Raw genomic sequence first — 11,605 nt, forward strand, 5'->3', positions numbered from 1 at the left:
TCTCTTTACAGCTTTAATTTTCACTAATTGATCTTATTTGGAACAAACCCATTTTATTGAATTGCTAAAATGTTATAGAAGCTTTTGTCCTAATGCCGGACGGGCAGTTCCTTTTGCATTCGATCAAAAGGGACTCCCGATTAATCGGGATCAAAAAATAACCTTTGCGTTTTTTCAATGTAGCCAATTAGCTCGACTGACGGATTTTTGATGCGCCCGCACAAAATTTGCCCTCAAGTCCGCCTTCGAGAAAAAGCGTTAGGAAAATAAATGGAGAGAACGTCAAGAAATCAAGTTTGTTTAACGCTCGTTAGACCTGAAGAATGAAGGGCTAAAAGGAGGAGTTTCTTGATTTTAGTGAAAGGAATTTATTTTTAGTTTTTTATCGTCAGCGGTGGCTTTTTTGAATCCTTTTTCAGCTATAGGAAAAAGGATTTCCTGTCTGGAAAGACAATTCTAAATCGTAGCTTCTTTTATATTTCAATCAGCCCCTATTTTAAACCCAACTTCTTTTTATTGGTAAGTAATTCAATCGATTCATTAATCCTTTTTTCTTTTGTTTCAGGTCGTTTAGCTGTATTAATCCACAATATAAAATGATTTTTTTGTGTCTGAGTCAGACTGTCAAAATAAGCACTGGCTTTGCTGTTATTGTTTAGCTCAGCTTTAAACTGATCAGATATTTCAAGTCCAGTTCGTGGAAAGGAATAAGCCCTTTCCCAATTCCCGTTTTGTTTGGCGGCTTCCACAAGTTTTAAACCCTGAGGTTTCATTCTTCCTTCTTGCAATAATTTGGCAATGCGTTTTTTATTTACTGACGACCATACACTGTTTTCTTTTCGCGGCGTAAATCGCCGGGTGTAACATTCATCGTCGATTCGTTTTACCAAGCCGTCGATCCAGCCATAACACAGCGCTGTTTCCACCGAATCGTCGTAAGAAATACACGGTTTCCCGGTGTGCTTTTTGTAATAGACCAGCAATAATTCTTTTTCTTTATCATGGTTTTTATCTAGCCATCCAGCCCAATCTTCCTCGTTTTTAAAGTATTGCTTTTTCATGCCACCGTAATATTCCAACAAGTTATATAAAAACACCCGCTTTCCATAACGAAAAACGGGTGAATCAATAAGGATTATTTTAAGTGTCGTGTCACGCCTGCTCTAACAGCCCAAGTTTTGTTCTTTTTTGTTTTTACTCATCATAAAAAGACTCACGTAGCTGCGGCTATGCTTACTTTTTCTGATTTCGTAAAACTCAAAAAAATAACCGCAACTTAACTGTCATTTCAGACCTGATACGACACTTGTTTTCTGTTTACTTAAACTCTACCGGAAGCATGTATTTTACCGGAACAGCTTTTCCACGCTGTTTTCCCGGTTTCCAGTCTTCCAATTCATTCGCAATTGCATAAGCGCCTTTAGCTGCAGCATCGTTGTCTTTTTCTACTACTTTAATATCCGTTACTTTTCCTTTTGGATTAACAGTAAACGTAACTGTGGCTTTTCCTTTAAGATTTTTCTCACGGGCGAGTTTTTTCTGCATTTTTGCCACTTGTTCTTGTAAAGCCCCAAAACCACCCGGATATTTTGGAATATCTTCCACTACAAAGAATACTTCTTTTTCGCCATCAGCAACAGGTGGTGGAGGCGGCGGAGGAGTTTCTCCGTTTGCCCGTTTTGCTTTTTCCGGAGCTGGTGGTGGCGGAGGTGGCGGTGGAACCATTTGTTCGCCCGAATAATTCGGATTGTACAATACCTGCACTGCTTCCTCCATTTTAAAAGTGTACTTCGTTTTATCCACTCCGGAACCTGATGCAGTAATTGTGTTTACAACGGTTTGCATTCCTACAAACGAAACCACAACCTCAGTACTTAAACTTCCATCAGCTTTTACCGTCGGGTTGTCGTCAACCAGAGTAAAAGTTCCATCGCGATCGGATACACGTCCTACGGTTGTTCCTTTAATAACAATCGATGCTCCGGGAATTACTTCGCCGGTTTCTTTCGAAACTACTTTTCCGTGAATGGTAAGTTGTTTTCCCGATTGCGTTTCGGCAGAAACAAGCTTGTTTCCAACAATTTCAGTCTCGGTGTAACTGTATTGCGGTTCGGCAAAAGCGAACAACAACAGCGCAAGAGCGGGCAGCGCCCAGGTAAATCGTATCAGCCGGCGGGCCGATGTTTTCTTTTTCGTCATCATTTTTAATCGATTTGTGCTAAGGGCAAAATTCAGGTTATTGGTGATACCAATAATTTGCATGCCCATCAGCTGGTTTACTAATAAAGCCTGGTAGCGGCCCACAGTGTGTCCCTGCGCAAGAACACCTTTGTCGGCCAGGTACTCATGGTTTTGTTTAATTGCTCGTTCAAACATCCAAATAAATGGGTTGAACCAAAAGATGACTGTTAACAGTTCTATAAAAAGCAGGTCGAACCAGTGATTCTCACGGATGTGCACTTTTTCGTGAGCCAGAATTTCCGGCAGGTCGTCCTGTGTATGAAATTTCGGATTGATAAATACAACATTAAAAAATGAAAAGGGGAGTCCGTATTTTTCGTTTTCTACTACGCGCATGCCGTATAGCGATCTAACGCGGTATTTTATCATTAAATGAATGAGAACAAAGGTTTGGGTAAGCAGGCGAAGCAGAAAAATAGCTGCTCCGGTAAGATATATCAACAGAATTGCTTGTTGCCAGCCAAACGTTGTGGTACTTTCTTCGGTGGCTTTAAAAACCGGAATGTATTTAAACGTATCGGCAATGGTATGTGCTCCGGTTTTTGCTCCTTCGGTTGCTTCAATTAAAACCTCGTAGCGAACCGGTATTAAAGGTAGCAGGATAGCCAAAAGCAATGATGCTACTAAAAACCAGCGGTTGGCTGCATGAAACGTTTCGTTGCGAAGAAACAACCAGTACACCAGGTAGAAAAGTAAAATTCCTCCGGATGCGTTTAATAAATAGAACAGAGAAGTTTCCATGGCTATTCTTTCTTTTCTTTGTTTAACTCGTTTTCTGTCATTTTTAGCATTTCTTCCAGCTCTTCCATTCCCAGGTTATTCTCTTTGGCAAAAAAAGTGGCCATTTTCGGGAACGAGCCGTTGAAATAGTTTTTCAATAAAGACGAAAACTGGACTTTTGTGTAGTCCGTTTTACTAACTGCAGGCGAAAAAAGATTCGTGTTGCCAATTTTTTTGTGGGTAACAAATCCCTTTTTTTCCAGAACATTTAAAACCGTTGCCACGGTGGTGTAGGCTGGTTTGTCATCGCCAAATCCGTCAACTACCTGCTTAACAACTCCTTCTTTTAAACTCCAGAGAATATGCATTACCTGTTCTTCTGCTTTTGTTAATGTTTTCATCTTATTCATCGGTTCTATTATCGTGCCAAATTATTTTCTACTACAAACATAGTACTATTATTTTAGAAACAAAACTATTTTAATAGAAAAACTACTATAAAAATAGTAAAAAGAAAATAGGGCATAAAAAAACCGCCTGAAATTCAGACGGTTGATCTATTTTTTGCAATTTTATTATTGCCATGTAGTTTCTTGCTCGGTAACAGCAATTTCCTGAATATGGTAGGCTGCGTCGCTACTAACGGCGTCATCTTCAAACCTTATCGTCAGGAATTCAATGTTGTAAACATTTCCAACTTCAGGCGTTTCTTGCCACGAACCGTTAGCCGTTCCAACACCAATTTCCTGCAAACTTGTCATTTGCGTAGGAAGGGTTTGGCTCACAAAAGCCATTTCGCCGGCTTCATTTATCAGTCGTATCACATAAGCATCGGCATTAGCGTTTGTCTCCCAATGTACGGCAAGTAATTGGTTGTCAACTTCGGCCGAAGTGATGGTAGTAAAAGCAATATTATCAAAATCGAGCAGATCAACTGCCTGATGTGTTATGTCTTCATTTATTACCAAAAACTGGTAGTTGCCTTCAACCGGAGCAGCAGAGCTGTATTCAGCCAGAGCTGGCTCTTTGGCATAAGTATTCATGTTTTCAGATGCCGGATCAAGAGTTAAACTCGCGGCGCCGGGAGTTGTTACCTCGGCGTGGCTCATTGGCTGGTTTCCCCAGGCTACATACGAATTGGCGTATTGATCTTCGCCATCAATATTACGTTTAATAACAAACACATCGCCAATTACCTCGAACGGTACTGAATTGTCGTCGTCGCTGCAGGCAAAAAACCCGGCAACAATTAAAAAGATCGTTAGTGTTTTTCCAATTTTCATCATTGTGTCCATATTTCTAATTTTAAATGTTTCTTTGAGTTAAGTTATTTCTTAGATGTTGTTTCTCTTCATTTGGTTGTCTCGAAATGCCAATATCGTGAATTTTTTTTAAATGCCGTTTACTAAATGCATCAATTTGAGTGTATTGGAAACGTTGAACTTCGTAAAAAATTGCATTTTTTGTGAAGCTACGATCAACTTTTTACTTCATCAATAATCTCTCGAAGGATGTAATCGGCCGTTTCAACATTCGGAACATTTGAAAAACTCAGCGTTAGTTTTCCATTTGTTTCTTTCATACGGCCTTTCGATTTTCCTTTTTGTACGTACTGCACAATTTTAATAAAATCGCCCGATTGGTAGAACGACGACTTCTGGTCGGCAACAAAGTAGCAGATCATTTTTTTGTTTTTCAGAATGATCCTTTCCATGCTCAAATCGATGGCTTTCCAACGTAGTGGCAGAATATCTATCAGTTCGCGGCTTTCGCGCGGAAGTTCGCCAAAACGGTCTTGCAGTCCTTTGGTAAAATTGTCCAGCGCGTCCTGGCTTTCAATATTATCAAGTTCGCGGTAAAGCATCATGCGCTCCGAGTTACCCGGAATGTAATCGCTTGGGAACAGCAACTCCATGTCGGTGTCGATGGTGCAGTCGTTTACGTATTTTATATTCAGGAATGCCTGCGATTGCGCTTTGTCTTCTTCGGCAAACAGGTCTTTAAACTCGTCTTGTTTTAATTCCTGAATCGCTTCGTTTAAAATGCGGTGATAAGTCTCGAAACCAATGTCGGCAATAAAACCACTCTGCTCAGCGCCCAGCATGTTTCCGGCACCACGAATATCGAGGTCTTGCATGGCAATGTTAAAACCGCTGCCCAGTTCCGAAAACTGTTCGATGGCCTGCAAACGCCTGCGCGCTTCGGCACTCACTGTTGAAAGCGGCGGCGCAATCAGGTAACAGAAAGCTTTTTTATTTGAGCGGCCAACGCGACCACGCAACTGGTGAAGGTCGCTTAATCCAAAATTCTGCGCGTGGTTAATTATAATGGTGTTGGCATTTGGTATGTCAAGTCCCGATTCGATAATTGTTGTAGCAATCAGCACATCGAATTTCCCGTTTATAAAGTCGAGCATTACTTTTTCCAGTTTCGGACCTTCCATTTGCCCGTGGCCAACCACCGTTTTTACACCCGGAACAATACGCTTTATCATGTCTTCAACCTCGTAAATATTCTGGACGCGGTTGTGGATAAAGAATACCTGCCCGTTTCGATCCATTTCGTATAGGATGGCTTCTTTTATCATTTGCTCGTTCAGGCCGTGCACCTCGGTAACAATCGGATAACGGTTGGGTGGTGGTGTTTGTATAATCGACAAATCGCGGGCACCCATCAGCGAGAATTGCAGCGTACGTGGAATTGGCGTTGCTGTTAAAGTCAGGGTATCGACATTTACTTTAAACTGCTTCAGTTTTTCTTTCACTGAAACGCCAAATTTCTGCTCTTCATCGATAATCAGCAAGCCAAGGTCTTTAAACTTTACATCCTTGCTAACCAAACGGTGCGTACCAATTATAATATCTGTTTTTCCGTCGGCAACATCTTTTAATGCAGCTTTTACCTGCGCGGTTGATTTCAGGCGGCTCACATAATCTATTTTCACCGGGAAATCCTGCAAACGTTCGGTAAAGGTTTTAAAATGCTGAAATGCCAAAATGGTTGTTGGCACCAAAACGGCTACTTGTTTGCTGTCGGTAACGGCTTTAAAAGCTGCTCGGATGGCAATTTCTGTTTTCCCAAAACCAACGTCGCCACAGACAAGGCGGTCCATCGGCATGGTTTTTTCCATGTCCTCTTTTACCGCGGCAGTTGACTTTTCCTGGTCGGGTGTATCTTCGTAAATAAACGATGCTTCCAATTCGTTTTGCAAGTACGAGTCGGGCGAAAAAGCATACCCTTTTTCAGCGCGGCGTTGGGCATACAAGGCTATCAGTTCTTTGGCAATGTCCTTCACCTTCGACTTGGTGCGGTTTTTCATTTTTTGCCACGCGCCCGTGCCCAGTTTGTTAATTTTGGGCTCGCCACCGTCTTTGCCTTTGTATTTCGAAATACGGTGCAACGAGTGAATACTCACCAAAAGCGAGTCGTTATCTTTGTAAACCAAACGAATGGCTTCCTGCATTTTTCCGTTCACCTCGGTGCGCGCCAACCCGGCAAATTTCCCAATTCCGTGGTCGATGTGAACGACATAATCACCCGGATGCAACTTATTCAGTTCTTTTAACGAAATTGCTTCGCGTTGCGCTTTTCGGTTTTTTAATTTAAAGCGGTGGTAACGCTCAAAAATCTGGTGGTCGGTGTAAAAACAAGCTTTTAATTCGTGATCGATAAACCCTTCGTGCAGCACAAAATTTACCGGATTAAACGAGACTTTTACCCCCGTATCTTTAAAAATCGCTTGTAACCGTTCGATTTGCTTTTCCTGGCTGGAGAGAATAAAAATTTCGTAACCATTTTTTTGATGCTCCGTCAGGTTCGATCCCAGCAATTCAAAATTCTTATTAAAAACCGGCTGGCTCGAAGTGTTGATCTCTATTTTTTCGTCAGGAGTAAAAGCCACATCATTACCAAAATCAAAAACCGTTTTTGCCTTCAGTTGCTTTTCTAATTCGCCGGCAGATAAAAGCAGGTCAACAATATCTTCATCTTCGCGTGCGATTATTGTTTGGCGGTGTAATTCAGCAATCCGATCGACAAACTGGTTCGAGTTATTACCAAACCACAGGCTCTCTTTATTCTGAAATTCGATAAATGAAATGCGCTCGCCTTCAACCGAACTGTTTTGAATATTCGGAACGATGGTGATATGGTTTAAGCGCTGTTTCGAAAGTTGGTTTTCAATATCGAAACTTCGGATTGAGTCTACTTCATCGCCAAAAAAATCGAGGCGAAACGGATCTTCATGCGAAAACGAAAAGATGTCGACAATACTTCCGCGCACCGAAAACTGACCGGGTTCATAGACAAAATCTACCCGCTCGAAACCGTATTCATACAAAAACTCGTTGATGAAATCGATGGAGATTTTATCGCCACTTTTTACCTGCAGCGTATTGCTTACGAGACTGTCGTTCGAGATTACTTTCTCGATGATCGCCTCGGGATACGAAATAACAAAGTAAGGTTTTTCGGCCGTCGACAGCAGGTTTAATACCTCAGTGCGCTGCACAATGTTTTCCTGCTCGGGATTATCATACTGCACCGATCGTTTGTACGACGATGGCAAAAACAGCGTGTTTTCAGCAAATCCCAGGTTGTTCAGGTCGTCGAAAAAATAGGCTGCCTCCTCGCGGTCGTTAAGCAGCACAACACAGTTTTTTTGAGTTTCCTGAAAGATGTTGGCGAGTAAAACGGTCTTGGCAGAGCCAATAAGCCCATGCAGGTGAATTTTTTCACCCGGGGGGGCAGCGGCCTTTTTTACCACTTTGGCAGTAGCGCTATGCCCCTCGAAATATTTTAGAAACGTGGTTGTTTCCAAAACCTGAGTTTTGCGCAAAGATAGTTTTTAACGCAGAGTTGGAAATAAAAAAGGAGCAATTTTGCTCCCTTTTTTTATTCTATTCTTTCTTTTTACCATTTAGATGATAAACAAGCTTTACTACTCCACTTGGTGTAATTACAGCCCGTTTGTCCTTTAAACTCATGTCTGTTTCTCCATCACCATCCGTATCTGCATTTAACGAAACCTTTACTACTGCATATGGCATTGCCAAATCAAGCAGAGGATCAGCCGGATCCAGTTGGAAAGTAAGGATTCGCATAAAATTTCCCGATGGTGTAATTTTAGTCATCTCGACACCTGAATCAAGTGTAAATGAAATTACATCATTTCCAAAAGTAATGGTGACATCATTTGTAACTGTTGGTTTTGCCTGTGCACTACTATCCTTCACAGGAAGTAAAAAACACAGCAGGCTAATAATTAAAATAACTCTTAATTTTATCATCTTCACTTATTTATGGGTTTGTAATTGTTGCAATTTAAGAATTGTTTTTAATAAAATCCAAAATTTCAGCGGAGTCTTTTGTCGCATCCACTTCTGTATTCTTATAAACAATTGTTCCTTTTTTGTCGATTATGAAGGTCCAGCGTGATGCTGTAGCTCCCCGAACAAGATCAAAACTGTGGCCATCAATTTCGCGGGTAATGGTTCCGCCGTCGCGCAACGGAACTCCAAATTTTTTGGCTATCTCACCATTTTCATCTGAAAGCAATGGGAAATTCAGGTCGTTGGCTTTTTTAAAAAGTTGGAGTCCATCAACATTATCGCCGCTAATTCCAACTACAACCGCATTGGCTGCGTCAATCTGTGTTTTCATGTCGCGGTAGGCACAGGCTTGTTTTGTACAACCGCCGGTCATTGCCGCCGGGTAAAAATAAACCACAATAAACTTGTCGCCTAAATAATCATCTACATTCCAGGTTGAGCCATCGTCGGCCACAGTAGAAAAAGCAGGTGCTTTGTCGCCAACTTTTAATTCCTGCGAAAAACTGCCAAATGTAATGCTTAGTAGAAGTGCTGCAATTATTAATCGTTTCATTACTGAATATTTTAATGTATGTCATTAATACAGATGAGTTTAAAAAATGTTTCTGTGGAGTTGATTTTTTTAAAGAACAATTTGTATAACATTAAAAAGCCGCCCGAAAATATTTAATTTTAAACGATGGGACACGCTTATTCATATCGTTGCGATCATTGTGGTTTTACCGAAAGTTTTAATCAGGGTCATGGTTTTCTGGTTCACTCGCAGCCGGTTAGCGACTACCTGAAACAGCGCACTCGGATTTTTCATTACAAAACGCACAACCTGCTTCGGAAGATGGCACAAAGTTCCAGTAATCTGCATTTGAAAGCCGGTTTCCAGATTTATAAATGTCCGCATTGCAAAACTTTATATGATAAAATTGAAGTAACTGTTTTTGATGAAGAAGCAGTTGTGCATAAAAGCGAATTCCGTTGCCGCGATTGTAATGCGCGCTTAAAACTTACGAATATTCATCGGCTGAAAAAGGCAATTTGCCCGCGTTGCCGGCAGCGCACTTTTCATCGCGATTATGCGCAGCACGAGCTTTGGGATTAGATTTTTTCTTCGCACTCCGTTTGATACTCGGCAAAGGTTTTGTTTGTTGGGTATTTTTTTGTGAGAATTTTAAAGTGTTGCAGTCCCACCTCCGGCTTATCCTCAATTTTTTGATACATGCGTGCCAGGAAGAAATCGGCCACCGTATTTAAGATCACGTTATCTTCAGATGCAAATTTTTCCATCCGCTTTAGTTTCTTTTCACGTGCTTCCGATTTTTTAGCGTTGGCAAAAAAGTTGATGTTTTCGATGTACTGATACATGATCACATAACTCTCGAAAAGCTTTTGTTCATCGCCGGTAAAAGGCGGATCTTCTTTTTCAATATCAGCAATCAGGTCTCTGATGTCGGAGCGTGCCGAAAGCATTCCGAATATGTTGAATTTCTTTTTGTCGTAACGCAGTTGGTACGAGCGAACGATTATCTGACGCATTTTTTGCTCGTACGTTTCGGTTTCGGGCAGTAACGATGCATCGATCAACTCATCCAATTTGTCCGAGTTTTCTTTTGAATAGGTGGTGCGGTATTTCCACCAGTGCAAATCGAGGTTCAAAAAAGTACGGTAAAATTCGTTCAGTTCGTTTTTGCCGTTTGTGTAAGTTTTTTCAGCTTCAGTAAGTTTTTGCTGATAAATTAAGGTGAATACCCGGTTGGCAATGCTGTCGTTATTGACATTGTTGGCCCAGGTTGACAAGCTAAAACAAACTAAAAAAATCGAAAAAAGTACCCTTTGAATCATCTCACAAATTTTGTGTAAAGTAAAAAGTTTCTTTCATCAAAACTTACGGGAGATACAGAAAATTGCACGAAATGTTTGAAAACCTATTTTAACTGCTTGTTGCATTCATCCAATAGTTCTTCGAACCTGATATTTTCGGGGTAGCTTTTGTGCAGCCACTGAAAATAGGCGACGGCATTTTGAGGATCGTTCTCGTATTTCAGCCATGTTTTTCCCAGGAAATAGGCAACCAGCGTTTTTGTAATCCGGCTTTCCGATTGGTACAAACTTGTCATCGTTTTTAATGCTTCGCTACAGTTTTCTTTTTTGTCCGAAACAAAAAACGGTTTCAGATAATTGTCGAAATATTGAAATAACGCGGAATACAACTGGTACAATTCCTGTTGTTCGGGCGGTAATTCTTCGTTTGTTTTTAGCGAGGCGAATAGCGTTTTTGTATCCTGTCGCGTTGAAATGGCTTTTATGAGTTTGAAACGTTTGAGCTCATAACGCAATTGGTACGACAAAGTAACCAGCCGAATCGCCTGCTGGGTGGACGATGTGGGATTGATTGGCGAAAGTTGTTGCAAATCGTTTTCAAAAGCCGGGTAATCGGGAGTGTCGGTGCCGGTAACATTTTTCCAGTAACTCATGTCGACAGAAAGAACGGCGAAAAAAATAGAGTCGATATTGTTTTCGTTTTCGCGAAGCATTTCTTCAGCCCGCCCATAATGCTGGTTATACATTTCGTTGAAAATGCGTTCAACCAAACTGTCCTGCGGCGACGCAAAACACTGACTGCTCAGGAAAACAAATAGTAGAATTGCAATTTTTCGCATCTCTTTAATCGGCTTGGTTTTCAAACAACATTCCGTAGTGCGGGATACCATCTTCGAGGTATTCGTCCGTTACAATTTTAAATCCCAGGTCTTCGTAAAATTTACGCAGGTATTTTTGAGCGCTGATTTTTATTTTATCCGGCTTCCAGTTTTCCAGAATGTAAGTTTTTGCTTCTTCCATCATCCGAATTCCCAGCCCTGTTCCTCGCTCCGATTCTTTTACCACAACACGTCCAATCGAGTAATCATTAAAACGAGTTCCCGGTTTTAACAAACGCGAGTAGGCCACAATTTGCCCGTCTTTTTCCAAAAACTGGTGGATGGCATCTTTGTCCAGACCATCGATATCGTTGTAAACACAGTCCTGTTCAACCACAAAAATCTCTGCCCGAAGTTGAAGGATATCATAAAGCTCGTTTGTAGTGAGTTCTGTGAAATGTTTGAATGTAAAAGTCATAATAACGGCATGGAGCAAAGCGCCGGGCGCAAAGCGATTTGTTGTGCAATGATAGTAATTTTTGTGCTGTGACTTTGTTTGTTACTCCAAAAGTTGAATTGGAATACGGTCAATTCTCCTCCTTTGACCTTAGATTTGAGGTATTAATTATCGGTGAAATAGAATGGATTAATTTTGAATAAAACCATAAACATCAAAAAGAA

Annotated in this window: 11 protein-coding genes; 1 reads left to right on the plus strand and 10 read right to left on the minus strand. The window is 41.0% G+C overall.

What is annotated here, in order from left to right; genetic code table 11:
• Positions 1 to 491: 491 nt before the first annotated feature.
• The 7 genes from QZ576_RS12650 to QZ576_RS12680 form a co-directional block, all read right to left on the minus strand.
• The gene (locus QZ576_RS12650; RefSeq protein ID WP_297097707.1) at positions 492 to 1,061 is read right to left on the minus strand and encodes a YdeI family protein; all 570 of its coding nucleotides are present in this window, start codon (positions 1,059 to 1,061) and stop codon (positions 492 to 494) included.
• 256 nt (positions 1,062 to 1,317) lie between these two features.
• Positions 1,318 to 2,982, minus strand: coding sequence for a M56 family metallopeptidase (locus QZ576_RS12655; protein WP_297097709.1), 1,665 nt, complete (start codon positions 2,980 to 2,982; stop codon positions 1,318 to 1,320).
• Between the two features lie 2 nt (positions 2,983 to 2,984).
• The gene (locus tag QZ576_RS12660) at positions 2,985 to 3,362 is read right to left on the minus strand and encodes a BlaI/MecI/CopY family transcriptional regulator (protein ID WP_297097711.1); all 378 of its coding nucleotides are present in this window, start codon (positions 3,360 to 3,362) and stop codon (positions 2,985 to 2,987) included.
• A gap of 174 nt (positions 3,363 to 3,536) precedes the next feature.
• The gene (locus tag QZ576_RS12665; RefSeq protein WP_297097712.1) at positions 3,537 to 4,247 is read right to left on the minus strand and encodes a hypothetical protein; all 711 of its coding nucleotides are present in this window, start codon (positions 4,245 to 4,247) and stop codon (positions 3,537 to 3,539) included.
• Positions 4,248 to 4,438: 191 nt separating this feature from the next.
• A complete protein-coding gene (mfd, locus tag QZ576_RS12670) occupies positions 4,439 to 7,780 on the minus strand; it encodes a transcription-repair coupling factor (protein ID WP_297097715.1) in 3,342 nt (1,113 codons plus the stop codon).
• A 79-nt stretch (positions 7,781 to 7,859) separates the two neighbouring features.
• On the minus strand, positions 7,860 to 8,249 hold the full coding sequence (locus QZ576_RS12675; RefSeq protein WP_297097717.1) for a hypothetical protein: 390 nt from the start codon (positions 8,247 to 8,249) through the stop codon (positions 7,860 to 7,862).
• Between the two features lie 34 nt (positions 8,250 to 8,283).
• Positions 8,284 to 8,844 (minus strand): peroxiredoxin, encoded by a 561-nt coding sequence (locus QZ576_RS12680; protein WP_297097719.1) that lies wholly within the window; start codon positions 8,842 to 8,844, stop codon positions 8,284 to 8,286.
• 126 nt (positions 8,845 to 8,970) lie between these two features.
• Here QZ576_RS12680 and QZ576_RS12685 point away from each other — a divergent pair, with 126 nt between their 5' ends.
• Positions 8,971 to 9,387, plus strand: a complete 417-nt coding sequence (locus QZ576_RS12685; RefSeq protein WP_297097721.1) for a hypothetical protein — start codon at positions 8,971 to 8,973, stop codon at positions 9,385 to 9,387.
• Here QZ576_RS12685 and QZ576_RS12690 read toward each other — a convergent pair.
• From QZ576_RS12690 to QZ576_RS12700, 3 genes are all read right to left on the minus strand, one after another.
• The gene (locus tag QZ576_RS12690; protein WP_297097723.1) at positions 9,384 to 10,127 is read right to left on the minus strand and encodes a hypothetical protein; all 744 of its coding nucleotides are present in this window, start codon (positions 10,125 to 10,127) and stop codon (positions 9,384 to 9,386) included. The genes QZ576_RS12685 and QZ576_RS12690 overlap by 4 nt on opposite strands.
• Positions 10,128 to 10,210: 83 nt before the next feature.
• A complete protein-coding gene (locus QZ576_RS12695; RefSeq protein WP_297097725.1) occupies positions 10,211 to 10,945 on the minus strand; it encodes a hypothetical protein in 735 nt (244 codons plus the stop codon).
• A 4-nt stretch (positions 10,946 to 10,949) separates the two neighbouring features.
• Positions 10,950 to 11,402 carry a GNAT family N-acetyltransferase gene (locus tag QZ576_RS12700; RefSeq protein ID WP_297097727.1) on the minus strand — a complete coding sequence of 151 codons (453 nt, stop codon included), beginning with the start codon at positions 11,400 to 11,402 and terminating at the stop codon, positions 10,950 to 10,952.
• Between the last annotated feature and the right edge of the window lie 203 nt (positions 11,403 to 11,605).

This window comes from uncultured Draconibacterium sp., from assembly GCF_913060805.1.
GTDB lineage: Bacteria > Bacteroidota > Bacteroidia > Bacteroidales > Prolixibacteraceae > Draconibacterium.

Coding starts and splice junctions, on each gene's coding strand:
- QZ576_RS12650 (WP_297097707.1), bottom strand. CDS start 1,061: ATGAAAAAGCAATACTTTAAAAACGAGGAAGATTGGGCTGGATGGCTA.
- QZ576_RS12655 (WP_297097709.1), bottom strand. CDS start 2,982: ATGGAAACTTCTCTGTTCTATTTATTAAACGCATCCGGAGGAATTTTA.
- QZ576_RS12660 (WP_297097711.1), bottom strand. CDS start 3,362: ATGAAAACATTAACAAAAGCAGAAGAACAGGTAATGCATATTCTCTGG.
- QZ576_RS12665 (WP_297097712.1), bottom strand. CDS start 4,247: ATGATGAAAATTGGAAAAACACTAACGATCTTTTTAATTGTTGCCGGG.
- QZ576_RS12675 (WP_297097717.1), bottom strand. CDS start 8,249: ATGATAAAATTAAGAGTTATTTTAATTATTAGCCTGCTGTGTTTTTTA.
- QZ576_RS12680 (WP_297097719.1), bottom strand. CDS start 8,844: ATGAAACGATTAATAATTGCAGCACTTCTACTAAGCATTACATTTGGC.
- QZ576_RS12685 (WP_297097721.1), top strand. CDS start 8,971: ATGGGACACGCTTATTCATATCGTTGCGATCATTGTGGTTTTACCGAA.
- QZ576_RS12690 (WP_297097723.1), bottom strand. CDS start 10,127: ATGATTCAAAGGGTACTTTTTTCGATTTTTTTAGTTTGTTTTAGCTTG.
- QZ576_RS12695 (WP_297097725.1), bottom strand. CDS start 10,945: ATGCGAAAAATTGCAATTCTACTATTTGTTTTCCTGAGCAGTCAGTGT.
- QZ576_RS12700 (WP_297097727.1), bottom strand. CDS start 11,402: ATGACTTTTACATTCAAACATTTCACAGAACTCACTACAAACGAGCTT.